This is a genomic window from Brevundimonas sp. ALps5 (genome assembly GCF_058681645.1).
Genome location: NZ_CM178744.1, coordinates 4,016,252 through 4,040,594, shown reverse-complemented (window position 1 = coordinate 4,040,594; position 24,343 = coordinate 4,016,252). Strand labels below are relative to the sequence as shown.

Below are 24,343 nucleotides of genomic sequence, written 5' to 3'. Positions count from 1 at the left end.
ATGGCCAAGCAAACCAAGGCTCAAAAGGCCCGCACCGGCGACACCCTGACCCTGATGCCGTTCTCGGACGCCATCAAGCTGGTCAAGGACAACGCCAAGGCCAAGTTCGACGAGTCGATCGAGATCGCCGTCAACCTGGGCGTCGACCCGCGTCACGCCGACCAACAGGTCCGTGGCGTCGTCAACCTGCCGTCGGGCACCGGCCGTGACGTCCGCGTCGCCGTCTTCGCCAAGGACGCCAAGGCTGACGAAGCCCGCGCCGCCGGCGCGGAATACGTCGGCGCCGAGGATCTGTACGAACAGATCAACGGCGGCCTGATGGACTTCGACCGCGTCATCGCCTCGCCCGACATGATGGCCCTCGTCGGCCGTCTGGGTAAGGTGCTGGGCCCGCGCGGCCTGATGCCGAACCCCAAGGTCGGCACCGTGACCCCGAACGTCGCCCAGGCCGTCAAGGACGCCAAGGGCGGCGCCGTGGAGTTCCGCGTCGAGAAGGCCGGTATCGCCCATGGCGGCATCGGCAAGGTCTCCTTCACCCAGGAAGCCCTCGAAGCCAACGTCAAGGCCTATGTGGACGCGCTGAACCGCGCCAAGCCCTCGGGCGCCAAGGGCACCTATGTGAAGCGCATCACCCTGTCCTCGACGATGGGCCCGGGCTTCAAGGTCGACCCGGCCTCGCTGGCGTAAGCGAACCGGGCTCAAGCAGCCCGAACGCGCGTTAGCCCAAAAGAATGACGGCGGCGGAGAGCGATCTCCGCCGCCGTTTTCGTTTGCGCCTGCGTCGCGCCTAGTAGGCGGCGGTGAAGCGCGCCTTCGGGTGTCTGTGCTGCTCGACCTCATCGACCATGGCGATGGCGTAGTCGGCGAAGCTGATGCGGCTCTCACCCTTGTCGTCGGTCACCAGTTGGTCGGTTCCCAGGCGGAAACGGCCGAGGCGCGGGCCTTCCTCGATGAAGGCGGCGGGGGAGAAGAAGGTCCAGTCGATGGCCTTCTCGGCCTTCAGGGCGTCGAGGAAGGTGATGCCGCCCTGGGCGAAGACCTTCCATTCCTCGGGAAACTCCGGCGTGTCGATCAGGCGGACGCCGGGCGCGACCTCCAGGCTGGCGGCGCCGCCGGTGACAAGCAGGCGAGGGACCCCGGCGGTGGTCAGGGCCGACAGCAGGGTGGCGGCGGGGACGTCGAAATGCAGGGCGCTGACCACGGCGTCGGAGCCCTCGATCAGGGTGGCCAAAGCGGTGGGGTCGGAGGCGTCCCCCTGAACAGGGGTGATGAGGTCGTCGATCGGAATGGCCTGGGGTTTGCGGGCGATGGCGGTGACGGAGTGGCCGCGCGAGGCCAGTTCCTTCGTGATTTCCGATCCGGCGCGACCGCTGGCGCCGAGGACTGTGATCTTCATGGAATGAACTCCGTGGTTTCCAATAGTTACCAAGTGAGATATGGAGATCGACCATGCAAGAAGGCACCGAAACCTCATCTGGTCACCCGCAGGAAACCCGCCCCCAACCCGAGCTGGCGTGGGACGTCTATGCGAAGAACTGTCCGACCCGGGTCCTGCTGGACCGGATCGCCGACAAATGGACGGTGCTGCTGCTGACCACGCTCAAGGCCGGGCCGATGCGGTTCAATGCCCTGAAGCGACGGGTCGAGGGGGTGTCGCAGAAGATGCTGAGCCAGACCCTGCGCCAGCTGGAGCGCGACGGACTGGTCAGCCGGTCGGTCGAGGCCACCGTTCCGATCTCGGTCACCTATGCGATCACGCCCCTGGGCCAGACCCTGGTGGCGGCGTTGCAGCCCATGGTCGACTGGGCGGAGAGCCGGATGCCCGAGGTCGTCGTGGCCCAAGCCGCCTTCGACAGGCGCGCCTCACTGACGTGAAACCTTCGCACTACGGCGGCGAGACCTGGGTTAGGTGAGGGAAGATTAGAGGCGAAAGGTCGCATCCGGCCTGACGCGACAGGGGATGCCGATGCTGAGCTGGTTCCAGGCGCTGATGCCGAAGGAAGACAATTTCTTCCGACTGTTCAACGCCCACGCGGCGACCCTGACCAAGGGCGCGGACGCGATGCGCCACATGCTGGACGGCGGGAACGAGGTTTCGGCCTGGACCGCGAAGATCGTTGAATACGAGGACGAGGCCGACAAGATCGCCGCCGAGGTGCTGCTGGCGGTGCGCCGCAGCTTCATCACCCCCTTCGACCGGTCGGACATTCGCGGCCTGACCGAGTCGCTGGACGACGCCATCGACCAGATGCAGAAGACCGCCAAGAGCGTGACCCTGTACGAACTGCGCGAGTTCTCGCCGCAGATGCGCGAGCTGGGCGACATCGCCGTGCGCTGCGCCGCCCTGACGGTCGAGGCCGTCTCCCTGTTGCCGACCATGCAGAAGCACCGGGACCGCGTGAACAGCCTGACCGAACAGCTGTCCCAGCTCGAGAACGAAAGCGACATCCTCTACGATCAGGGGATGAAGGCGCTCTACGCGGCGCAGAAGGCCGCGCCGACCGCCCTGGACTTCGTCATCGGCGCCGACATCTACGACCATCTGGAGAAGGTGATCGACCGCTTCGAGGACGTGGCCGACCGCATCAGCGGCATCCTGGTCGAGCACCTCTGAGGTGGACCACGCGCTCCTGATCCTGGTCTTCCTGATCGGCGTCGCCCTGCTGTTCGACTTCCTGAACGGCCTGCACGACGCGGCGAACTCGATCGCGACCATCGTCGCCACCCGCGTCCTGCCGCCGGCCTTCGCCGTGGGCTGGGCCGCCTTCTTCAACTTCATCGCCTTCCTGTTCTTCGGCCTGCATGTGGCGGGCACGATCGGCAAGGGCATCATCGATCCGCACATCATCTCCGATCAGGTCATCTTCGGCGCCCTGATGGGAGCCATCGTCTGGAACGTGGTGACCTGGCTGGCGGGGATTCCGTCGTCGAGCTCCCACGCCCTGGTCGGCGGCCTGCTGGGCGCGGGCGTGGCCAAGGCGGGACCGGGCGTCATCGTCCTTCAGGGCACGCTGAAGACCGTGGGCGCCATCTTCCTGTCGCCGGCGCTGGGCTTCCTGCTGGCCCTGCTGCTGGTGCTGATCGTGTCCTGGCTGTTCGTGCGGACCAATCCGGCGGTCGCCGACAAGGTCTTCCGCGTGCTGCAGTTCTTCTCGGCTTCCGCCTATTCGTTGGGGCACGGAGGAAATGATGCGCAAAAGACCATGGGAATCATCGCCGTCCTGTTGCTGTCGCGCGCCCCGGCGGGTACCGAGTTCAGCGTGCCGTTGTGGGTCGTCCTGGCCTGCCATTCGGCCATCGCGCTGGGCACCCTGACCGGGGGCTGGAGGATCGTTCACACCATGGGGTCCAAGATCACCCGCCTGACGCCCCAGCAGGGCTTCTGCGCCGAGACGGGCGGGGCCATCACACTGTTCCTCGCGACGGGTCTGGGCATTCCGGTGTCGACCACCCATACCATCACCGGCGCCATCATCGGCGTGGGCGCGGCCAAGCGCGTTTCGGCCGTGCGCTGGGGCGTGGCGCGCAGCATCGTCTTCGCCTGGTTCGTGACCATTCCGGCCGCCGCCGCGGTCGCCGCGGTCGCCTACCACTTCGGCGGGCTCTTCCTGACTTGAGCGGCAAGGCGGTCAAAAGGTCCGCCAGATCCGAAACCCGACAGGTCGCCGCCCTGCCGTGGCGTCTCGGCGCGAACGGCCGCGAGGTGCTGATGATCACCTCGCGCGAGACGCGGCGCTGGGTCATCCCCAAGGGCGGCCGCATGGTCGGCAAGACCGATCCCCAGGCCGCCGCCGTCGAGGCCATGGAGGAGGCGGGCGTCCAGGGCCAGATCGACCAGACCGCGCTGGGCGCCTTTCGCTACGTCAAACGGCTGCGCGGCGGGGATTCCAAGACCTGCGTCGTCGCGGTCTATCCGATGAAGGTCCTGATCCAGCTGGGCGCCTGGCCCGAGGCGGCCGAGCGCGAGCGGCGGTGGATGTCGCTGGAGGAGGCGGCGAGTTCGGTGATGGAGCCGGATCTGGCCGAGCTGATCCGGGGATTCGCTGACGTGGAGCTCGACGACTGACCTGGAAGGTCCCGGCTACTGGGCCATGAAGCGGCGCTGCGCCTGCATCATGGCGGTGATCAGGGCCTTCTCGCTTTCGGCCAGATACGGGTTCCAGAGGTCGATGATCAGGATGACCCTGAGGGCATCGGCGTCGTTCCAGGCCTCATGCTCGATGGTGTCGTCGAAGACCCAGGCCTGCCCCATCTTCCAGTCACGGACCGTATTGCCGACCCGGAACCGCGCCGGGCCGGGCAGGATCAGCGGCAGGTGGCACAGCAGGCGGACATTGGCCGATCCCGTGTGCGCCGGGATGTGGGTGTGCGGCTGAAGGGCCGAGAAGACCGCCGTAGGGGCGAAGCCGTCCTGTCGCGCCAGGGGCAGGCTTTCCAGCAAGGCCGCGGTCCCCGGACAGCGGGCGCAGACCTCTTCCTGTTTCGCGCCGTCCTTCCAGAGGAAGACCGACGTCCATTTCGGCGAATGGTTCAGCTCGGCCCACTGGTTCACCGGCGCCTCGGGCGCGTACTGGATATAGGGGGCGAAGCGGTGGAGGTCGGTCTCCAGCAGCGTCTTCAGCTCGCCCTGGATCATGTCCGTCGCCGCCTCCAGCTCTCCCAGCCAGGGGAAGAGGGCGCGGTCGTAGAAGGGGATGGCGGGCAGGCGAGGGTAGTTGAGCAGGATCGGCTCCTGCTTCGGCGCGGACTTCAGCCCGGCGTAGATCTCCAGCCCCTCGTCGAACCGGTCCAGGGTCTCGGGATCGACGTCGCCGCGTAAGGCCGCGACCTCGGCCCGCATATGGTCGCGCAGGGCCAGGGCGTGGGTCTGGACGAACTCGGAGGCATAGTCGAGTTGCTTGAGGACGGCGGGCGGGCAGCGGTCGCGCGGCGGGGCGATCTTGAGGGCGTTGCGATAGACCTCGACCGCCGCCTTGCCCTTACCGATCTTCTCCAGCAGGGCGGCCTTGGCCAGCAAGGCGATGAAATCATAGGGCTGCATCGAGAGCGCCCGGTCGATCATCCGCAGCGAGCCGATGAAGTCCCCCTGGAGTCGCAGCGCCACCGAGCGGTTCAGGACGCCGTTGTGGGTCGGGCCGATGGCGTCCGCCTGATCCAGCAGGAGCAGGGCGCCGGGCGCGTCCATCCGGGCCAGGGCCTCGCCGGCCTGACGCAGCAGATCCGCCTGCCGCCCGCCCAAATCACCACTCATCCAGCGCCCCCGCCCTGTCGGCACAACTCTACAGTCCTAAGACGTCATGCCGCCGCCGCCGCCTTATCGTTTGGGTGCGGATTGTTTCGCGAATATTTCAGGTGTGGCGCGGATGCAGACGCAAGCGGCGGATCGTGCGCGTCAATGTGTGAGGGGCGGTTGATCTTTCCCGCCATCGGCTGTAAGAGCGCGCCTTCTTCCGTCGGGGTCTCGATCCCGGCGGTCCTGTCCGAGAACTTCGGGGCGCGGGGGCCACCCATGCCGTAACTGTCAGAGAGCCCTCTGGCGCCGTGGGGAGATGGGGACGCGAAATCTGGATTGCTGTCGGCCCGCCTGTCGGGATGACGGCCTCAGTCGCATCCTTCGGACAATAAGACCGGCCAGACCGTTTCGGAGCAATCCGGCACGACCTGGTCAAACGTCGTCCGGGAATAAGCCCGGGCGGCAACACCAAGACTGGAGACCGCAATGGACCGCGCACAAAAGGCCGAGTCGATCGAAACGCTGAAGGGCGTTTTCGCTGACGCCGGCGCCGTGGTCGTGACCCACAACCTGGGTCTGACCGTTGCGGAAATGGAAGACCTGCGTGGCAAGCTGCGTACCGCCGGCGGCGCGTTCAAGGTGGTCAAGAACCGCCTGGCGCTGAAGGCCCTGAACGTCGAGGAAGGCTCCGCCTACCACGGCCTGTTCAAGGGTCCGGTCGGTATCGCCTACGCTCCCGACCCCTCGACCGCCGCCAAGGTGTCGACCGAGTTCGCCAAGGGTAACGATCGCTTCGTTATCGTCGGCGGCTTCATGGGCGAGACCGTCGTGGATCCGAAGGGCGTCGAAAGCCTCTCGAAGCTGCCGACCCTGGACGAGATCCGCAGCCAACTCATCGGCCTGCTCAACGCCCCGGCGACCAAGATCGCCGCCGTCGTTCAAGCGCCCGCCGGTCAGCTGGCCCGCGTGTTCAACGCCTACGCCACGAAGGAAGCCGCGTAAGCGGCCTCCGGCTTTCCATCTCTGCAAGAATCCAAACCAAACCCATCCTCCGAAGGAAAAACTGAAATGGCCGACCTGTCCAAGATCGTCGAAGACCTGTCCTCGCTGACCGTCCTCGAAGCCGCCGAACTGTCCAAGCTGCTGGAAGAAAAGTGGGGCGTCTCCGCCGCCGCTCCGGTCGCCATGATGGCCGCTGGTGGTGGCGCCGCCGCCGCTCCGGCTGAAGCCGCTGAAGAGCAAACCGAGTTCACCGTCGTCCTGCTGGACGGTGGCGACAAGAAGATCAACGTCATCAAGGAAGTCCGTGGCGTCCGTACCGACCTGGGTCTGAAGGAAGCCAAGGACCTGGTTGAAGCCGCTCCGGCGAACATCGTCGAGAACGTCTCCAAGCAGACCGCCGACGAAATCAAGAAGAAGCTGGAAGAAGCCGGCGCCAAGATCCAGATCAAGTAAGATCGGTTCTCGGTTCCTCCTTCGGGAGGGCTCAGACTTCAGCGGGCCCGGCGAGCGATCGCCGGGCCCGTTTGCTTTTGGGCCGCTCGACACGAACCCTCGCGCGTGGTGTGCTGCACGCAGAGGGGGAAATCATGAAACTCGGAACGTCATCGTGCGCGGCCCTGGCGGTCGTCTTCGTCCTGGCCGCCTGTGAGGCGCCGAAGCCCGCGGCGCCGCCCGCGCCTCCGGCCCCGCCGTCGCCGCCCAGCCCTGAGTTGCCCCTGACCGGAGCCAAGGCGCGCCAGATCATCGGCGACCTGCCTCTGGCATGCTCGCAGCTGGCCAGTCTGAAGATGGACATGCTGACCTGCGAGGAACGGCAGGGTCACACCGCCGACCACGCCGCCCTGCGCACCGAGCTGCGCGACCTGCGCTGGAATCTGCAGAGCCTGCCCGCCGAGGAGGCGACGAAGCAGTGCGCGGCCAGGGTCGCCGAGCTCCAGACCCATTCCAAGCCGCGGGTCTGCTATGACCTCGGCATGAGCTGAGGCGCGTCCAGCGCCTGCCTCTAGCGCCTTCTGGCCGCCCAGATGTCGGCCAGGCGGTCCGGCGTGCCCACGGTGCGCTCCAGACGCGGATAGCGCAGGCCCTCGTGGTAGTCGAAGCTGACGGTCCGGTAGCGGCTGCCGTTCTTGAGCAGCAGGACGATGGGGTCGGTGGAGGTTTTGGCGGCCGTGACGGCGTCGCGCAGCACCTCGGGCGTCGCCGCGACCTCATTGACCGCGATCAGGTCCCAGCCCGCCCCCAGAGGCGCGTTGAAGGCCGGGCTGCCCCAGCGGATGTTGGACAGGCGGTTGGTCGGCCCAGACAGGGTGAAGCCGAGCGAATACTGGAAGTCGGTCGCCCAGCCGGACATGACCTTCTTCTCCAGCGCCGTCAGCGTGTCGGTGTAGGTCAGGAAATAGCCGGCGCGGGTGATGCCGTCGGTCGGCGCCTTGGCGTCGGGTCCGACCGCGTCCAGACGGCCGCGCAGGAAGGTCGCCCAGTCGTGCGGGTAGACGCCGTTCAGGGCCGCCACGACCTCCTCGAAAGTATAGCCGCGCGGGGTGTAGCGGCCGTCCTCGACGCCGAAGAAGGCCTTGGCGAAGTCGTCCAGCGACTTCCTGTTGTCCGTGCCCTCGCGGATCAGGGTGTCGGCGTCCAGCCACATCAGCTGGCTCTCGCGGTAGTAGTCGCCGGTGCCGCGCATCCAGGACGTCCACTGGCCGGGGACGCGGTAGCCCAGAAGGTTGTGGTTGTCGGTGTCCTGAAGCGCGCGCCACTCGCGACCGGGCTGGTTCTCGTAGAAGGCGGCGACCCCGGCGAGCAGGATCTTTTCCTCCTCGATGGTGTGGATGCCCGAGCGGGCGGCCAGGACGTGGCCCCAGTACTCGGTCTGACCCTCATAGACCCACAGCAGGGTGTTCTGGGTCGGGACGTTGTAGTTGGCGGTCAGCTCGTCCGCCGGCCGCATGAACTTGCCGTTCCAGGAGTGGGTGAACTCGTGCGGGATGGTGGCGCGGCCGCCGGCGTTCTTGTCCCATTCGGTGAAGAAGCCGGGATTGCCGGTGTTCTCGGACGAGCGGTGGTGCTCCAGCCCGATGCCGCCCAACTGGTCCGACAGGGCCATCAGGACGTCGTAGTGGTCGAAGTGGCGCGCGCCGAACAGCCGGTCGGCCTGGGTGACCATGTTCTGGTAGAGGCCGATCTGCTCGTCCGTGATGGCGAGGTTGGCGGCCTTGTCGGCGACGATCTCCATGTGCACGGCCTCGCCGGTCGGATCGATGTCGACGCGGCGATGATTGGCGCCCGCATACATGGGGCTGTCGACCAGGGTGTAGAGGTCGGTCCGCTTGAAGGTGACGAGGCCGTTCTCGAAGCTCTCGGTCTCCAGCGCCGTGCCGTAGCCCCAGCCGGCGGGCAGCTGGATCGAGGGGGCGAAGGTGATCCGGCGCGAATAGTGGCCCGCCGGATAGAGCAGGGCCTTCTCCCACTGCATGTTCACGATCGAGGGCGTCATGGTCACGCGCCAGTTGGCGTTGTCCGGCTGGGTCAGCCACTGGAAGGTGACCTCGATCTCGGTGACGCCCTCGGGGATGTCGAGGTGAAAGGCGTAGGGCTGGATCGTGTCGCGCATCCACTCGATCCTCTTGCCCCCGCCCGTGACGGTGACGCCCGAGATCAGCTGGATCGGACCGGTCGCGGCATGGTTGCCCGGCAGATACTCCGGATAGAGCAGGGTCAGGGGACCAGCGGCGACCGGGATGGTCTCCGTCACCGTGACGATCTTGCGCTCGAGGTCCGTGACGTCGGCCTTGTACCGGATCACGCCGGGGTAGGGCGTATCGACCGGGGCCGGGATGGCCGGCTGGGCGCGGGGCAGGGCCAGCGGCGCCTGGGCGGCGTCGGCGATGATGGGGGTCCCGGTCTGCGGGAACTCCTGGGCGTGGGCCGAGGCGGCGAAGGCGAGAGCGGCGGCGCAGGCGGACAGGAGCAGACGCGACATAGGCAGGGATTCTCGAAACAGCCGGGGGAGGCGAACCCTCGACCGCCCCCGCCGTCCCGTCAAGCTACCCGTCCGGCGGGCGCGTCAGTGCGCCGCGTCGGGCACCGGCGTCAGGGTCAGCTTCAGGCCATCGGTCATGGCGCCTGAGGCGTCTTCGCGGCCGGTCTCGAACCGGGCCGTGCCGCCGCGCTTGATCAGCAGGCGAGGCTCCTGCGGCTGGTCGTCGGCATGGCTGATGCTGGCGTAGAGGGCCAGGACCGTGTCGTCCCCGTCGCCCTGGACCGGGCTGAGCTCGGCGTTGACCTCATAGCGCTGGTCGCCGTCGGTGATCGAGATCTCGGCCGTGCCGTCCTCGATGATCAGGGTGCGGGCGGCGACCACCTCGACCCCATCGCGCACGACCGACAGGTTGAGGGCGTAGCGTTCCGACGGCTCCGCAGCGAAGGCCAGGGCGGGAAGGGCGGCGAGAACGGCCGCGAGGGGGATGATCCGGAACGCCATGACGCCTCTCCTTGAAGTTGGGAGGCCAGCGTTCGGCGATTCTCCTGATCAGGCGAGAACGCCGTCAGCGGCGCGTCAGTCCTGGGCGGCGAAAGTCAGGCTGTGGCTGTAGCTGCGGAAGCGGACGCCAGAGTCTGCGGGCGCCTCGGCGCGATAGCGGACCAAGGTCATATAGGCGCCGGGGTCGCCGACCCGGACGCGGACATGACCCTCGGCGTCGGTGGTCAGCTCGGCCTCGACCTTCTTGCCGTCATAGAGACCGGCCTCGCGATAGACCACGAGCGGCGTGTTCGCCAACGGCTTGCCGTCGAACAGGACCTCCAGCGGCAGATCCTCGCCCGCGACGATGTCCGTCGGCTGGATCAGGGGGACGACCTCAAGGCCGTGGCCCGTCGGCTCAAGCGCATCGGCGGTGGGCTCGCCCTTCGTCACATAGACGTCGGCGGTCGTGATGCTCTGGACCGGCACGATCTCGGCGCCGGCGGGGGCGGGACCGTCCTCCTCGCCGACCATTTTCCAGCTGCCGTCGGCGGCCTTGTACATCTGGCCCATGCGGCCGGTGCGGGGGCCGGAGGAGATGCGGTAGGTCCCGTCGACCGGCGTCGCAGCCTCGAACACGGCGAGGTCGCGCAGATAGGTGACAGCGGTGATCGGCGTGTCGCCGTTGGGGCCCATGACGTGCCAGGCGTCGGAGCGCATCACCACCTCGGCGGCGAAGACGTCCTCGGTGAAGCTGGCCTCGACCGTGACGTGGTCGCGCCCGGTGGCGTCCATGACATTGGGCCGCACATAGGGGACGTGGGCCAGGGCCTGACCGGCGGTCAGGGCCATCAGGAAGGAGGTGAGGGCGGCGTTGCGCAGGGTCCGCATGGGGTGTCTCCGGTTCGGAGAGGGGATTGCACCAGTTGCGAACGATTTGCAACAGTGGAGGTCTATCGTCCGCCTGTCTTCTGCTCCAGCCCGTAGATCTGGTCCGCGACGTCCTCGGCCTTGGCCGCGAACACCGCCTGGGCGTCGCGGAGGCCGCGATTGTAGAAGAAGCTCCCGACCTCGCGACCGAAGAAGGCGATCAGCATTTCGGCGGGCAGGGCGCCCAGTTCCTGATCCAGCTCGGTGTCAAAATACGCCTGCACCCGCCGAACCATGTCGCGCATCTCTTCCTTTGAGAATTCGATGGGTTCCGGCGGTTTCATGTCAGCTCACCTCAGCCAGGGCTTCCTCGGCGGCGACCCAGGCCGCCTCGGCGGCGTCGAGGTCGGTCTGCGTCTTCGCCCGGGCGCGGGAGAGGCCTTCCAGCGCCTTGGGGTTGTTGACCGAGGCATTGGCCATGTCGTCGTCGATGCGGGCGATCTCGGCCGTCAGCTGGCTCATGCGCTCCTCGGCCTTCTTCACAGCGTGCCGCAGGGTCGAAGGCGAAGGGCCTGATTTCTTGTTGTTTCCCTTGCCGCCGGCATTTGCATTGCCAACCTGAGCCGTGGAGGCAGGAGCCGCCTCTTCCTTCTTGATCTGGCTGGGCTTTGCGATGGCGGCCTTGGCGCGGTCGAGGACGAATTTCGCATAGTCGTCCATGTCGCCCTCGAAGGGCTTCACCGTGCCGTCGGCGGCCAGCCACAGGCGGTCAGCGACCATCTCCATCAGCGACCGGTCGTGGGTGATCAGGATGACGGCGCCGTTGTAGTCGTTCAGGGCGTCCAGCAGGGCGCGGCGGCTGTCGATGTCCAGGTGGTTGGTCGGTTCGTCGAGGATCAGGACGTGGGGCGCGTCCATGGCCACCATGTTGAGCAGCAGGCGGGCGCGCTCGCCGCCCGACAGGGCCTCGACCTTGGTTTCCTGCTTCTCGAAGGCCAGGCCGAACTGGGCGAGGCGGCTGCGGCGGCTGGATTCCGAAGCGTCCGGCATCTCGCGCCGGATGATCTCCAGCGGGGTGTCGGTCGGGTCCATGGCCTCGATCTGGTGCTGGTGGAACCAGCCGACCTTCATCTTCTTGTCGCGGTGCAGTTCGCCGTCCGAGACGTTCAGGGCGCCCGCGATCATCTTGGCGAAGGTCGACTTGCCGGCGCCGTTGACGCCCAGCAGGCCGATCCGGTCGTCCAGGTCCATGCGGAGGTTGAGGTTCTTCAGGATCGACTTGCCGGCCTCATAGCCGACATTGGCGCGCTCCAGCCGGATCAGCGGCGGCGCCAGCGGACGCGGCGGCGAGGGCAGGGTGAAGGGGGCGACCCGCTCCTCGATGGTGGTGGCGACCGGCTGCATCTTCTCCAGCCGCTTCATGCGCGACTGGGCCTGGGCGGCCTTGGAGGCCTTGGCCTTGAAGCGGTCGACGAAGGCCTGCAGGTGGGCGCGCTCGGCGTCCTGCTTGGCCTTGGCCGACAGCTGCAGGCGGGCCTTCTCGGCGCGCGCCTTTTCGAACTGGTCGTAGTTGCCCGTGTAGAGGGTCAGGTTGTGGTTCGCGAGGTGCAGGATGTGGGTGCAGACCTCGTTCAGCATCTCGCGGTCGTGGGAGATGATCAGGGCGGTGTGCGGATACTTCTTCAGCCGCGCCTCGAGCCACAGGGCGCCTTCGAGGTCGAGGTAGTTGGTCGGTTCGTCGAGCAGCAGCATGTCCGGCTCGGCGAACAGGGCCGCGGCGAGCGCCACGCGCATCCGCCAGCCGCCCGAGAACTCGGACATCGGACGCTGCTGGTTCTCCTGATCGAAGCCGAGGCCGACGAGGATTTCGGCGGCGCGGGCCGGGGCGGCGTCGGCGTCGATCTCGATCAGCCGGGCCCAGATCTCGCCCATCTCCTCGGGCTCGGCGGTTTCCAGCCGGCCCAGCAGGTCGTGACGCTCGACGTCGGCCTCAAGGATGGTGTCGAGGACGCTGACCGGGGTCGCCGGGTGCTCCTGATCGACCGAGGCGATGCGCGCGGTCTTGGGCAGGCTGATCTCGTCGCCATTGCCGGCCAGCTCGCCCAGGATCAGCTTGAACAGGGTCGATTTGCCGATGCCGTTGCGGCCCACGAGGCCGACCTTGGAGCCCGGCGGCAGGCTGACGGAGGCGTCGACGAGGAATTTGCGGCCCCAGGCGCTGAACGTCAGGTCGGTGATCTGGAGCATGGTTCTGACGGACTTGAGCTGGGCGTCCTGCGACACACGCGAACGGCCCTTTTCGGGGAGGGGACCGGAAGCGGCGGGGACGCCTTGGAAATGACTGAGGGCGCGTCTATAAGCCCGCGACCCGAAACTCCCAAACAAGAAGTCTCACCATGACCGAACGCACCTTCTCGATCATCAAGCCCGACGCGACCCGCCGCAACCTGACCGGCGCCGTCAACGCCGTGATCGAAGGCGCCGGCCTGCGCATCGTCGCGCAACGCCGCATCAAGCTGACCGAAGCCCAGGCGAAGAAGTTCTACGAAGTCCACGCCGAGCGCCCGTTCTACGGCGAGCTGGTCGGACAGATGACCGCCGAGCCGGTCGTCGTTCAGGTGCTGGAAGGCCCGAACGCCGTCGCCGCCTATCGTGAAGTCATGGGCGCCACCAACCCGGAACAGGCCGCCGAAGGCACCATCCGCAAGCAGTTCGCCCTGTCGATCGGCGAGAACTCGGTCCACGGTTCGGATTCGCTGGAAAACGCCGGCATCGAAATCGCCCAGTTCTTCACCGACGACCAGATCGTCGGCTAGAGTTCTCGCGAGGCGATCCTTCGCCTCGTCTGTGCTGAACGTTACGATCGACCCGCGTCCGGAACCGGACGCGGGTCGTTTCGTTTGTTCTCCATACGTCATTCCCCCGAGACGTTCAGGAGATCAGAAAAATGAAGACCCTTCTCAAGCTCACGCCCGTCGTCGCCATCGTCGGCCTGCTGGCCGCCTGCGGCACCACCATGGAACAACGCGCCGCCACCGGCGCTCTGGGCGGCGCCGTCGCCGGTCAGGTTCTGGGCGGTAACACCACCGCCACCGTGGGCGGCGCCGTCGCCGGCGCGGCCGTTGGCGCCGCGACCACCCCGCGTCGCCCGCACTAAATCAGGCGTACGCATGAAAACGGCCCCGGATTGCTCCGGGGCCGTTTTTGATTCAGGCGGCAGGGCTCCTACCAGATCACCGCCCGGTCGGCCGGGGCGATGTACTTCTCGTCGCCGGGCTTGACCCCGAAAGCGTCGTACCAAGCCTGGATGTTGCGGATCGGCACGGTGGCGCGAACCGTGGCGGGCGAGTGCGGATCGGTCGCCAGCTGCTGCTGGATGGCTGCGTCGCGCGCCTTCTCACGCCAGACCTGGGCCCAGCCGAGGAACAGGCGCTGGTCGCCGGTCAGGCCGTTGATCACCGGCGCGGGCTTGCCGCCCAGGGCCAGGTGATAGGCGTCCAGCGCCATCAGCAGACCGCCGAAGTCGGCGATGTTCTCGCCCATGGTCAGGTCGCCATTCACATGCATGCCCGGCAGGGGGAAGGTGGCGTCGTATTCGGCGCCGAAGATCTTCGCCTGGGCCTCGAACTTCGTAGCGTCCTCGGCGGTCCACCAGTCGCGCAGCACGCCGTCGCCGTCGACCTTGCGGCCCTGGTCGTCGAAGCCGTGGGTGATCTCATGGCCGATGACAGCGCCGATGCCGCCGTAGTTGACAGCCATGTCGGCGTTCGGATCGAAGAAGGGCGCCTGCAGGATGGCGGCCGGGAAGACGATCTCGTTGCGCGGCGGGTTGTAGTAGGCGTTCAGGGTCTGGGGCGTCATGCCCCATTCCTTTGGGTTCACCGGCCTGGTCGTCTTGGACATCTGGAACGCCCATTCGAAGGCTGCGGCGCGTTCGGTGTTGCCGAAAAGGTCGTCCTTGCGGATCTCCAGCCCGTCATAGCTGCGCCATTCGTCGGGATAGCCGACCTTCACCCCGAAGTGGGCGATCTTGTACAGGGCCTGCTCCTTGGTCTCCGGGCTCATCCAGTCCAGACGCTTGAGGCGCTCGGTCATGGCGGCCAGCAGGTTCTGAACCAGGGCCTCCATCGCCGTCTTGGACGAGGCGGGGAAGTGCAGGCGGACGTATTCCTTGCCCAGCGCCTCGCCGAGCGAGCCGTTGACGGTGCGCACCGCGCGGTTCCAGCGGGGCCGGTTCTGGGCGACGCCGTTCAGGACCGTGCCGTGGAAGGCGAAGCTGGCGTCGACGAAGTCCTGCGACAGCACGCCCGCGGCCTGGTCGGTGAAGTGGAAGGCGGACCAGGCCTTCAGGGTGTCGAGGTCGGTCGCGCCGAAGATGGCGGCCAGTTCGGGCAGGGCCGTCTTCTCATTGACCACGGTGTGGGCGCCGGCGGGCAGGTTCGCCGCCTCGGCCCAGGCCGCCCAGTCGAAGCCCGGCGCATAGGCGGCGACCTCGGCCAGGGTCATGGGGTTGTAGATCTTGTCCATCTGGCGGGACTCGACCTTGGTCCAGGACTTCTCGGCGACCTTGGTCTCGAAGGCGACGATGTTCGCGGCGGCCTGTTCCGGGTTGGCCCAGCCGATTTTGCCCAGCATCTGGGCGATATAGGCCTGATAGGCGGTCTTCTTCTCGGCGAAGGAGGCTTCCAGATAGTAGTCGCGGTCGGGCAGGCCGAGGCCGCCCTGGGCGATGTAGGCGCTGTTGGTGTGCGGGTCCTTCAGGTCCTCGAAGACCACCAGATCGAACAGGCTCTTGCCGGCGCCGCCGAAGGTGCGGCCCATGATGCGGGCGATGTCGGTGCGGTCGTGGGCGGCGCGGATCGTGGCCAGGCCCGTTTCCAGCGGCTTGGCGCCGAGTGCGTTGACGCGGGCCTCGTCCATATAGCTGGCGTAGAAGTCGCCGATGCGCTGGGCCTCGGGCGAGCTTTCCGGATGGGCGGCGCTGTTCTCGATGATCGCCTTCAGCTGTTCCTGGCTCTGGTCATAGACGACGTCCCAAGGGCTCCACGACGGGCGGTCGGCGGGGATGGTGGTGGCGTCCGTCCAACCGCCCGAGGCGTAGCGGTTGAAGTCGTTCCCGGGCTTGACCGAGGTGTCCATGGTCGCCGGATCGAAGCCCCAGGCGCCGATGACGGGGCGGCCGCTCGCCCCGGGCATGGTTTGGGCGAAGGCGGGCGTGGACAGGGTCAGGGCGAGGGCCGCCGTGGCCAGGAGGGAAGCGTGTCGTTTCATGGGAGCCCCATCTGGAAATTTGGGGCGGAGACTGGTCCCGGCGGGGCGTTTTGTCGCGGCGGAATCGCCCGCATTACAAAAATCTAATGCAGATCCCGGCAGAAGTCGGCGAGGACGCGCGGATAGAGCTGGTGCTCCGCCACATGAACGCGTTCGGCCAGCGACAGGGGCGTGTCGCCCGCGACGATCGGCACCCGGGCCTGGCCGAGGATCGGACCCTCGTCGACGCCGTCGGTGACGATGTGCAGGGTGCAGCCGGCCTCGGCGTCGCCGGCCGCGATGGCCCGGGCGTGGGTGTCGAGACCCGGATAGAGAGGCAGCAGCGACGGGTGGACGTTCAGCATCCGCCCGGCCCAGCGCTCGACCAGCCAGGGCGTCAGGATGCGCATATAGCCGGCCAGGGCCACGACCTGAACGCCAGCGCCCATGAGGACGGCGTTGACCACCCGCTCGTGGGCCTCGCGGTCCTTGCCGAAGTCGCGGTGATCGACGGCGTCGGTGCGGACACCCTTGGCCTGGGCGACATGCAGGCCGCCCGCATCCGGTTTGTTGGAGACCACCATGATGACTTCATAGGGGCAGTCTTCGGCCTCGGCGGCGTCGATCAGGGCCGCCATGTTCGACCCTGCGCCGGAGATCAGGATACCAACCTTGATCCGGCCGTTTGCAGTATCTGACATCAGGAGGCGGGCGCAGCCGGGGGCGTTTCCGAGACGAAGGCGCCGGCCGGGCCGGGGAAGACGACCGGGCTCTCATAGCCGTCGGCCGAGACCGCCGAGACGCCGAAGAAATAGTCGTCGATCGGAATGTCCTTGAGCACCAGCTCCGACGCCGAACCGGCCCAGCGGCTGTTGGTCCACTGCGGGGCGGTGGTGGTGCGCCACCAGACGCGATAGCCGGCCGCACCGGGGACGGCGGTCCATTTGACAGTGGTGTCGGGCGAGACGTTGCCGGAGATGGCGACGCCGGTTGGAACGGTCGGCGCCTTGGCCAGGGCCGCCATGGTCACGATGTTCAGCCGCGCCACCTGACCCAGATAGCCGAAGTCCACGCCGTCGATGGTGTCGCCGTAGACGATGCCGTTCTCGGTGCGCAGGTTCTGGTGCTGGTGGTTGTAGTTCTCGGCGCCCTCGGTGATGCGGACCGCCGGGAAGCCGGCCCTGAGCATTTCGGTCTGGTCGCCGCCACGGCCGAAGCGGTCCGTGCGATAGATCATCTCGACGTCGAAATTGGTCAGGTAGCGGTCGGCGATGCTGTCGATGAAGCGGGCCAGGTTGCGCGAGGAGCTGTCGACCTCGCCGCCGTTATAACGGCGCTGGGCGGCCTGTTCGGGCGTTTCGACCGACTTGGTGCCTTCGGAGAAGACGCGGATGCGGGTGGTGTCGCGCACGCCCGACATGCCTTGCGAATTGCCGACGATGTCGTTGTTCAGATTGGCCTCGACGGTCCACCCTTGAGCCTTCGCATAGTCGGCCAGGATCTTGCCGCCGAGCAGGCCCTGTTCCTCGCCGGACAGGACCGCATAGACGAGGGTCGCCTCGAACTTCTGCTTCGACAGAACCCGGGCGGCCTCCAGCACGGCGGCGACGCCCGAGGCGTCGTCATTGGCGCCGGGGGCGTCGGCGGTGGCGTTCATGACGTCGGTGACGCGGCTGTCGATATGGCCGGAGATGACGATGACCCGGTTCGGATCGCCGGTCCCGCGCTGGATGGCCAGGACATCGACGACCTCGGTCGGCGTCGGGACGCGGCGGCCGGTGACGGTGTCGGCGGGCAGGGCGATCTCGAGGCAGCCGCCGCAGTCGGCGCTCATGGCGTGGAACTGGCGCTCTGTCCAGCGGCGGGCGGCGCCGATGCCGCGCGTGTCCGAGACGGTGTCGGACATCGTGTGGCGGGTGCCGAAGCCCACCAGGCTGGTGATATCGGCGCGCATCCGCTCGGGCTGGATCTGGCCCGCGACCTCATGCAGCAGCGGCTGCTCGGCCGCGACCGGGGTCTGGGCCTGAGCAGCGGCGGCGGGGAGGGCGAGGAGGGCGGCCGTCGCGGCCAGGATCAGGTTACGCATCGGGACCTCCCCAAACTTGATTGATCAGACCAGCTGGCCGCAGACGAAGGCCGTCTCTCCGGCCTCCAGCAGGCCTTCCAGCACCGTCTCGACGTTCTCCGGCGCGACGATGAGGATGAAGCCGACGCCGCAGTTGAAGGTGCGGCGCAGTTCGTGGTCGGAGATGCCCCCGACCTCGCCCAGCCACTGGAAGACCGGCGGCACGGGCCAGGCGTCCCAGTCGAACGAGGCTTCGAGGCCCTCGGCGATGCAGCGCGGCGGGTTCTCGATCAGGCCGCCGCCGGTGATGTGGGCCGCGCCCTTGATCAGACCGGCCTTCATCAGCGGCAGGACCGGCTTGATGTAGATCCGGGTCGGCTCCATCAGGGCCTGGGCCAGGGAGCGGTCCTTGGCGAAGGGGGCGTCGTCGCCCCAGGACAGGCCGGACTTCTCGACCACCTTGCGGATCAGGGAATAGCCGTTGGAGTGCGGGCCCGAGGAGGCCAGACCGATGATGACGTCGCCGGCGAACTGGCGGTCGAGATAGGGCAGGGCCTGGCCGCGCTCGACGGCGCCCAGCGAGAAGCCCGCCAGATCGTAGTCGCCGCCCGCATACATGCCGGGCATTTCGGCCGTTTCGCCGCCCACGAGGGCGCAGCCGGCCTGACGGCAGCCTTCGGCGATGCCGGCGACCACGCGGCGAGCGGCATCGATCTCGAGCTTGCCGGTGGCGTAGTAGTCGAGGAACAGCAGGGGCTCGGCGCCCTGGGCCAGCAGGTCGTTGACGCACATGGCGACCAGATCGACGCCGACGCCGTCATGACGGCCGGTTTCGATGGCGATCTTCAGCTTGGTGCCGACGCCGTCGGTGGTCGCGACGATCAGCGGGTCCTCGAAACCGGCGGCCTTGAGGTCGAACAGGGCGCCGAATCCGCCCAGCGAGGCTTCCGCGCCCGGCCGGCGAGTCGATTTCGCCAGCGGCTTGATGGCGTCGACCAGCTGTTCGCCGGCGTCGATATCCACGCCCGCGTCGGCGTAGGTCAGGCCGTTTTTCAGCGTTTCGGGGCTGTCGGTCATGATGGAAGGCCTGAATCAGTGCGGAAATGTGTTGCGGCTCTTGCCACAAAGGCGTCGCGCGGGGCTATAGCATCCGAATGACGCCAATCACCACCAATGACGCGCTCGTTGCATTCTGTGAGGCCGTAGCGCAGGCCCCGTTCATCGCCGTGGACACGGAGTTCATGCGCGAAACGACCTATTGGCCCAAGCTGTGCCTGATCCAGGCCGCGACCCCGACGCATGAGGCGATCATCGATCCGCTGGCGGACGGTCTGGATCTGACGCCCTTCCTGGACATCCTGCGCGATCCGGCCGTGATCAAGGTGTTCCACGCCGCGCGGCAGGACACCGAGATCTTCGTCAAGCTGGGCGCCATGCCCAAGCCGATGTTCGACACCCAGGTTGCCGCCATGGCCGCCGGGTTCGGCGATCAGGTCAGCTACGACTCGCTCGTGCGCCAGATGCTGAAGATCGACCTCGACAAGGGCAGCCGCTTCACCGACTGGGCGCGCCGCCCGTTGTCGGAGGCCCAGCTGACCTACGCCATCGGCGACGTGACCCATCTGGCGGCGCTGTATCCGAAGCTGCGCGACCGCCTGGCCAAGGAAGGCCGTCTGGACTGGGTGACCTCGGAGATGGAGGATCTGGTCGATCCCGCCCTCTATGACACCACCCCCGACAACGCCTGGAAGCGTCTGCGGCCCAAGAAGTATTCGGCGAAATACCTCGCGGCCTTCAAGGCGACGGCGGTGTGGCGCGAGACGGCGGCGCAGGAGCGCGACCAGCCGCGCGGCCGCATCCTCAAGGACGAGGCCATCGACGAGATCGCCACCCAGGGCCCGACCGACATCGAGGCCTTCAACCGCCTGCGTTCGGTGCCCAAGGGCTTCGGCGGCTCGCGCCTGGGTCTGGAGCTGATCGAGGAGTTGAAGCGGGTCATGGCCGATCCGGAAGCCCACGCGCCCAAGCTGGACCGCCCGTCGCACAACCAGCCGGCCCCGCCCTCGGTGGTCGAGCTGCTCAAGGTCCTGCTCAAGGCCAAGAGCGACAATGCGGGCGTGGCCTCCAAGCTGATCGCCACCGTCGCGGACCTCGAGAAGATCGCCCTGTCGGACAATGCCGAGGTCGAGGCCCTGCACGGCTGGCGCCGTCAGCTGTTCGGCGAGGACGCCCTGAAGCTCAAGCGGGGCGAGATCGCTCTTGTCCTGAACGGCCCCCGGGTCGAGGTCGTCGAGATCGAATAGGCCCGAAAGGGCCTACTTCACCGGTTCCCAGAGTTCGATCTGGTTGCCTTCGGGGTCCTGGATGCGGGCGAAGCGGCCGACCTCGGGGCTGTCCCACTCGGCCTTGGTGATGACTTCGACGCCGGCGGCGCGCAGGCTGGTCAACAGGCCGTCGAGATCGTCGACGCGCAGGTTGATCATGAACTGCTTCTCGGCCGGGAAGTAGTCGGTGTCGGCCTTGAAGGGGGCGAAGACGGTCGGGCCGGCCTGCTGGTCCCAGACGAACTGGCCCTCCGGCGCGCCGACGCCGAGATGCTCCAGATACCAGGCGCCGAGCGCCTTGGGGTCCCTGGCCCTGAAGAACAATCCGCCGATGCCGGTCACTGCCATGGTCATTCCCCCTGTTGATGGGCGCACCATGAGCCGGGCCGCGTCAGATATCCAGCTTCAGCTTCATCGCCTCGGCCAGGGCCTTGGCGCGGCGGCGGGTCTGTTCGCCCAGAAGCACGTCGGCGTAGCCCTCTGACGCCGTCAGCCGCAGGGCGCCCCGGTCGACCGTGACCGAGGCGTTGGCCAGAAGCTGGGGCGAGCGGCCCGAGAGGTCGCAGCCGAGCCGCATGGCCAGACCCAGGGCGCGGGCGCGCTGGCGGGCGGCGTCATCCAGCAGGCGCTCGACCACGTCGGGATCCGGCGTCGCCGCCGAGCCGCCGTAGCGGGCGTTGAGCACGCAGGCGAGGAAGACCCGCTCGGCGTGGCTCTGGCCCGGGATAGGGGCACGCAGGACCTGATCAAAGACCAGCTCCAGCCGGTGGTCGGGATGCAGACGCGCGCCGAGGTCGGCCAGCTGGCAGGCGGCCGAGGCCAGGATGTCGTCGCGCTTGCGACCGAAGGCCGGGGGCAGGGCGGCGATGACCTCGGCCAGCCAGGCGCGCAGGGCGCCGGGGAGGGTCGGGGAGATGCCCTGACGGCCGCCCAGGGCCGCGCAGCCGGCGATCAGGGGATCGACCTCGGCCTCATCCCGGTCCAGCGCCTCGAACAGCAGGCCCTCGCGCAGGCCCCAGGCCGAGAAATGCACGGTCTTCACGCCCAGCCGGTCGATCAGCCCCTCCAGCACGAGGGCGGAATAGGGCAGGGTCTCGGCGCGCTTCTTGGACAGGCCAGGCAGGCGGTCCAGCGAAGCGCGCGACTGCTGGGCTACGAAGCGGGCCACCCCGCGCGCGTCCTCGGCGTTCATGGCGTACTGGTGCACGATCCGGATCGGATAGCCGCTGATGGCCATGTGCAGCTGGGCCAGCGAGCGCCAGCCGCCGCCGACGGCGTGCAGGCTCTCGGTGGCGAAGGGCTTGGCCGCGGGCTTCAGTCGCTCGGCGATGGTGGCGCGCAGCCGGCCGGCGTCGAAGCCTTTCGGATCGGCCAGGCTGAAGGGGCCGAGCGGCAGGGTGACGCCGGGTTTCAGCGTCTCTCCGCCCAGACGGATCAGCTCCAGGCTGGAGCCGCCCATGTCGGCCGCCACGCCTTCGGCGGAGGGATCGCCGGCCAGCACGCCCAGCGCCGAATAGCGGGCCTCTTCCTCGCCTGACAGAACCCGGACCTGCAGCCCGGTCTCGGCGGCGACGCGCTGGCAGAACTCGGGCCCGTCCTCGGCCTCGCGCACGGCGGCGGTGGCGGCGACGTGCAGATAGGCCGGGCGAACGCTTTCCAGCACGGCCGCGAACCGGCGCAGCGCCGTCAGGGCCATCTCGACGCCGACGGGCGACAGCTTGCCGGTCGCGGGCAGGTCGCGGCCCAGACCCGCCAGAACCTTTTCGTTGAACACGGTCCAGGCGGCGCGCCCCTCCAGCCGGTACAGGACCAGACGCACGGAGTTGGAGCCGATATCGACGACCGCCGCCTCACGTGGGGCGATGTAGGATTCGATCACTTAGGTCGGGCTCAACGCGAGGGACGCACGTAGCGCAGGGCTTCGGGCTTGTTCTTCACCTTGCGGCCGCGGCCTGAGAGGCTGGGGTTGGTCATGAAGTATTTGTGCGCCGAGAAGGGCCGTTCCGGATCGGCCGGTGTGACGCGCACATAGTTCCCGTCGGCGTCCAGTGTCCAGCTTTGGGCGTCGTCCTTGAGATTGGCGACCATGATCTGGTCCAGCACCTGGTCGTGGACGGTGGCGTTGCGGATCGGGGTCATCAGCTCGACGCGGCGATTGAGGTTCCGCTCCATCCAGTCGGCGGAGGAGATGAAGACCTTGGCCTTGTCGTGCGGCAGGTCGCGGCCGTTGGCGAAACAGACGATGCGGCTATGCTCCAGGAAGCGGCCGACGATCGACTTGACCCGGATATTCTCCGACAGACCCGGCACGCCCGGACGCAGGCAGCAGATGCCGCGCACCACCAGCTCGATACGCACGCCCCATTGGCTGGCGCGATACAGGGCGTCGATGATCTCGGGATCGACCAGCGCATTGAGTTTGACCCAGATGGCCGCCGGCTTGCCCATGGCCGCCGCCGACATCTCCTTGCCGATCAGCTCGATCAGGGTCGCCTTCATATTGATGGGGGAGACGACCAGGGCCTCCAGCTCCTCCGGCTCGGCATAGCCGGTGATGTAGTTGAACACCCGGCCGGCGTCGCGGGCCAGGACGGGGTCGGAGCTGAACAGGCTGAGGTCGGTGTAAACCTTGGCCGTGACCGGGTGATAGTTGCCGGTGCCGAAGTGGCAGTAGGTCTTGAGCGCATCGCCCTCGCGCCGAACCACGACGCTGACCTTGGCGTGGGTCTTGTACTCGACGAAGCCGAAGACGACGTGGACGCCGGCGCGCTCCATGGCCCGGGCCCAGCGCAGATTGGCCTCTTCGTCGAACCGGGCCTTGATCTCGACCAGGGCGACGACGTTCTTGCCGTTCTCGGCCGCCTCGATCAGGGCCGCGACGATCGGGCTGTCCTTGGAGGTGCGGTAGAGGGTCTGTTTGATCGCGATGACGTTTGGATCGCGCGCGGCCTGACGCAGGAACTGCACCACCACGTCGAAGCTCTCGAACGGGTGGTGGATCAGGATGTCCTTTTCGCGCACGGCGGCGAAGACATCGCCGCCCTGGTCGCGGACCCGCTCGGGATAGCGGGGCTCATAGCCCGGGAACTTCAGGTCGGGGTGGCCCGGCGGGATCAGTTCGGACAACTGGGCCAGACCCAGCATGCCCTGAACCATGACCACGTCCTGCGGCGCGGCCTTTAGCTCGGTGACGATGAAGTCGCGCAGGTCGTCGGGCGTCGAGGCCTCGATCTTGACCCGCACCACCTCGCCGAGACGACGCTGCTTCAGCGCCTCCTCATATTCCAGAACCAGATCCTCGGCCTCTTCCTCGATCTCGATGTCCGAGTCGCGGATCAGACGGATCAGGCCGCGTTCCAGCACCGCGCAACCCGGGAACAGGTGGTCGATGAACAGCAGCAGCAGGCTTTCCAGCGTCACGAAGCGCCGGCGGCCCGACTTGGAGCGTCCGTCGACCGGCAGTTCCCAGAAGCGGCGGACCTGGGTCGGCACGGGCACCAGGGCGTAGAGTACCCGGTTGTCGGCGTGACGGCGCAGCTTGAGCACCAGCGAGAAGCCGAGGTTGGGCAGGAAGGGGAAGGGGTGGGCCGGGTCGATGGCCAGGGGCGTGAGAACCGCGAACAGCTGGTTCAGGAACTCCGGCTCCAGCCGGTCGCGCTCGGTCTTGGTGATCTTGGCGGAGTGGATGACCTCGATGCCCGCCTCGGTCAGCTCCTTGCGGAGCTGGGCCCAGCGCGACTGCTGCTCGGCCATCAACTCGCCGGCGGCCAGATTGACCTTTTCCAGCTGTTCCGCAGGCGTCAGGCCGTCAGAGGACAGCACCCGGACCCGCTCGCGCACCTGACCCTTCAGGCCCGCGACCCGGGTCATGAAGAACTCATCCAGGTTGTTGGCCGAGATCGACAGGAAGCGCAGGCGTTCCAGCAACGGGTGCGTCGGGTTGGCGGCCTCCTCCAGCACACGGGCGTTGAACTTCAGCCAGCTGATCTCGCGGTTGAAGAAGCGTTCGGGCGAGGCCATCAGCTCTTCGGACAGGGTCAGCTGGGGCGCGCGGGAAGAGGGGACCTCTTCTCCGGTGGTGGTGTCGGCAATCGCGGCGTCGGACATGGATCAGGTTGTGCAGCCCGTTCGTGACGGCT

The 24,343-nt window shown here is 67.5% G+C and carries 25 protein-coding genes; 11 read left to right on the top strand and 14 right to left on the bottom strand.

Features of this window, described 5'->3' with window-relative positions; genetic code table 11:
- Entirely contained in the window at nt 1-687 is a 687-nt protein-coding gene (rplA, locus tag ACW172_RS19370; protein ID WP_492033017.1) for a 50S ribosomal protein L1, read from the top strand.
- Nucleotides 688-787: 100 nt separating this feature from the next.
- On the opposite strand, the gene ACW172_RS19365 is transcribed toward rplA, so the two are convergent.
- Nucleotides 788-1,396 carry an NAD(P)-dependent oxidoreductase gene (locus tag ACW172_RS19365; RefSeq protein ID WP_492033016.1) on the bottom strand — a complete coding sequence of 203 codons (609 nt, stop codon included), beginning with the start codon at nt 1,394-1,396 and terminating at the stop codon, nt 788-790.
- A 53-nt stretch (nt 1,397-1,449) separates the two neighbouring features.
- Between ACW172_RS19365 and ACW172_RS19360 the strand changes: the two genes are divergently transcribed.
- The 4 genes from ACW172_RS19360 to ACW172_RS19345 all read left to right on the top strand — a co-directional run bounded on the left by ACW172_RS19360 (nt 1,450) and on the right by ACW172_RS19345 (nt 4,066).
- On the top strand, nt 1,450-1,875 hold the full coding sequence (locus ACW172_RS19360; protein ID WP_492033015.1) for a winged helix-turn-helix transcriptional regulator: 426 nt from the start codon (nt 1,450-1,452) through the stop codon (nt 1,873-1,875).
- 91 nt (nt 1,876-1,966) lie between these two features.
- The gene (locus tag ACW172_RS19355; RefSeq protein ID WP_492033014.1) at nt 1,967-2,614 is read left to right on the top strand and encodes a DUF47 domain-containing protein; all 648 of its coding nucleotides are present in this window, start codon (nt 1,967-1,969) and stop codon (nt 2,612-2,614) included.
- A gap of 1 nt (nt 2,615) precedes the next feature.
- Complete coding sequence (locus ACW172_RS19350; RefSeq protein WP_492033013.1) at nt 2,616-3,617, top strand: inorganic phosphate transporter; 1,002 nt, start codon at nt 2,616-2,618, stop codon at nt 3,615-3,617.
- A gap of 92 nt (nt 3,618-3,709) precedes the next feature.
- The gene (locus ACW172_RS19345) at nt 3,710-4,066 is read left to right on the top strand and encodes an NUDIX hydrolase (protein ID WP_492033012.1); all 357 of its coding nucleotides are present in this window, start codon (nt 3,710-3,712) and stop codon (nt 4,064-4,066) included.
- Nucleotides 4,067-4,081: 15 nt separating this feature from the next.
- On the opposite strand, the gene ACW172_RS19340 is transcribed toward ACW172_RS19345, so the two are convergent.
- Entirely contained in the window at nt 4,082-5,251 is a 1,170-nt protein-coding gene (locus tag ACW172_RS19340) for an aspartyl/asparaginyl beta-hydroxylase domain-containing protein (protein WP_492033011.1), read from the bottom strand.
- 468 nt (nt 5,252-5,719) lie between these two features.
- Here ACW172_RS19340 and rplJ point away from each other — a divergent pair, with 468 nt between their 5' ends.
- The 3 genes from rplJ to ACW172_RS19325 all read left to right on the top strand — a co-directional run bounded on the left by rplJ (nt 5,720) and on the right by ACW172_RS19325 (nt 7,218).
- Nucleotides 5,720-6,235, top strand: a complete 516-nt coding sequence (gene rplJ, locus ACW172_RS19335; protein ID WP_492033010.1) for a 50S ribosomal protein L10 — start codon at nt 5,720-5,722, stop codon at nt 6,233-6,235.
- Between the two features lie 66 nt (nt 6,236-6,301).
- The gene (gene rplL / locus ACW172_RS19330; RefSeq protein WP_492033009.1) at nt 6,302-6,688 is read left to right on the top strand and encodes a 50S ribosomal protein L7/L12; all 387 of its coding nucleotides are present in this window, start codon (nt 6,302-6,304) and stop codon (nt 6,686-6,688) included.
- Between the two features lie 134 nt (nt 6,689-6,822).
- Nucleotides 6,823-7,218, top strand: a complete 396-nt coding sequence (locus ACW172_RS19325) for a hypothetical protein (RefSeq protein WP_492033008.1) — start codon at nt 6,823-6,825, stop codon at nt 7,216-7,218.
- A 20-nt stretch (nt 7,219-7,238) separates the two neighbouring features.
- Here the strand turns inward: ACW172_RS19325 and ACW172_RS19320 are convergent, their stop codons facing one another.
- The 5 genes from ACW172_RS19320 to ACW172_RS19300 form a co-directional block, all read right to left on the bottom strand.
- Nucleotides 7,239-9,215, bottom strand: coding sequence for a M61 family metallopeptidase (locus ACW172_RS19320; RefSeq protein ID WP_492033007.1), 1,977 nt, complete (start codon nt 9,213-9,215; stop codon nt 7,239-7,241).
- Between the two features lie 84 nt (nt 9,216-9,299).
- Nucleotides 9,300-9,716 (bottom strand): hypothetical protein, encoded by a 417-nt coding sequence (locus ACW172_RS19315; RefSeq protein WP_492033006.1) that lies wholly within the window; start codon nt 9,714-9,716, stop codon nt 9,300-9,302.
- A gap of 75 nt (nt 9,717-9,791) precedes the next feature.
- Nucleotides 9,792-10,586 carry a DUF4198 domain-containing protein gene (locus ACW172_RS19310; protein ID WP_492033005.1) on the bottom strand — a complete coding sequence of 265 codons (795 nt, stop codon included), beginning with the start codon at nt 10,584-10,586 and terminating at the stop codon, nt 9,792-9,794.
- Between the two features lie 62 nt (nt 10,587-10,648).
- Complete coding sequence (locus tag ACW172_RS19305; protein ID WP_492033004.1) at nt 10,649-10,909, bottom strand: DUF2164 domain-containing protein; 261 nt, start codon at nt 10,907-10,909, stop codon at nt 10,649-10,651.
- A gap of 1 nt (nt 10,910) precedes the next feature.
- A complete protein-coding gene (locus ACW172_RS19300; RefSeq protein WP_492033003.1) occupies nt 10,911-12,812 on the bottom strand; it encodes an ABC-F family ATP-binding cassette domain-containing protein in 1,902 nt (633 codons plus the stop codon).
- A 149-nt stretch (nt 12,813-12,961) separates the two neighbouring features.
- Here ACW172_RS19300 and ndk point away from each other — a divergent pair, with 149 nt between their 5' ends.
- Together ndk and ACW172_RS19290 are read left to right on the top strand one after the other, a co-directional pair.
- Nucleotides 12,962-13,381: a nucleoside-diphosphate kinase gene (gene ndk / locus ACW172_RS19295; protein WP_492033002.1), complete on the top strand. Its 420-nt coding sequence runs from the start codon at nt 12,962-12,964 to the stop codon at nt 13,379-13,381.
- Between the two features lie 131 nt (nt 13,382-13,512).
- Complete coding sequence (locus tag ACW172_RS19290) at nt 13,513-13,722, top strand: YMGG-like glycine zipper-containing protein (RefSeq protein ID WP_492033001.1); 210 nt, start codon at nt 13,513-13,515, stop codon at nt 13,720-13,722.
- Between the two features lie 68 nt (nt 13,723-13,790).
- On the opposite strand, the gene ACW172_RS19285 is transcribed toward ACW172_RS19290, so the two are convergent.
- The 4 genes from ACW172_RS19285 to purM all read right to left on the bottom strand — a co-directional run bounded on the left by ACW172_RS19285 (nt 13,791) and on the right by purM (nt 18,957).
- Nucleotides 13,791-15,836: a M13 family metallopeptidase gene (locus ACW172_RS19285; protein WP_492033000.1), complete on the bottom strand. Its 2,046-nt coding sequence runs from the start codon at nt 15,834-15,836 to the stop codon at nt 13,791-13,793.
- Between the two features lie 83 nt (nt 15,837-15,919).
- The gene (gene purN, locus ACW172_RS19280) at nt 15,920-16,516 is read right to left on the bottom strand and encodes a phosphoribosylglycinamide formyltransferase (protein ID WP_492032999.1); all 597 of its coding nucleotides are present in this window, start codon (nt 16,514-16,516) and stop codon (nt 15,920-15,922) included.
- Complete coding sequence (locus ACW172_RS19275) at nt 16,516-17,901, bottom strand: M20/M25/M40 family metallo-hydrolase (RefSeq protein ID WP_492032998.1); 1,386 nt, start codon at nt 17,899-17,901, stop codon at nt 16,516-16,518. The genes purN and ACW172_RS19275 overlap by 1 nt, the downstream gene beginning before the upstream one ends.
- 24 nt (nt 17,902-17,925) lie before the next feature.
- Nucleotides 17,926-18,957 (bottom strand): phosphoribosylformylglycinamidine cyclo-ligase, encoded by a 1,032-nt coding sequence (gene purM / locus ACW172_RS19270; RefSeq protein ID WP_492032997.1) that lies wholly within the window; start codon nt 18,955-18,957, stop codon nt 17,926-17,928.
- A gap of 77 nt (nt 18,958-19,034) precedes the next feature.
- On the opposite strand from purM, the gene rnd reads away from it, so the two are divergent.
- Entirely contained in the window at nt 19,035-20,183 is a 1,149-nt protein-coding gene (gene rnd, locus ACW172_RS19265; RefSeq protein WP_492032996.1) for a ribonuclease D, read from the top strand.
- 12 nt (nt 20,184-20,195) lie between these two features.
- Here rnd and ACW172_RS19260 read toward each other — a convergent pair whose 3' ends face one another.
- Genes ACW172_RS19260 through ACW172_RS19250 form a run of 3 tightly spaced genes read right to left on the bottom strand, consistent with a single transcriptional unit; the run spans nt 20,196 to nt 24,311 of the window.
- Nucleotides 20,196-20,558, bottom strand: a complete 363-nt coding sequence (locus ACW172_RS19260; protein ID WP_492032995.1) for a VOC family protein — start codon at nt 20,556-20,558, stop codon at nt 20,196-20,198.
- Between the two features lie 37 nt (nt 20,559-20,595).
- Nucleotides 20,596-22,083, bottom strand: a complete 1,488-nt coding sequence (locus ACW172_RS19255; RefSeq protein ID WP_492032994.1) for a Ppx/GppA phosphatase family protein — start codon at nt 22,081-22,083, stop codon at nt 20,596-20,598.
- An 11-nt stretch (nt 22,084-22,094) separates the two neighbouring features.
- The gene (locus ACW172_RS19250) at nt 22,095-24,311 is read right to left on the bottom strand and encodes an RNA degradosome polyphosphate kinase (RefSeq protein ID WP_492032993.1); all 2,217 of its coding nucleotides are present in this window, start codon (nt 24,309-24,311) and stop codon (nt 22,095-22,097) included.
- Between the last annotated feature and the right edge of the window lie 32 nt (nt 24,312-24,343).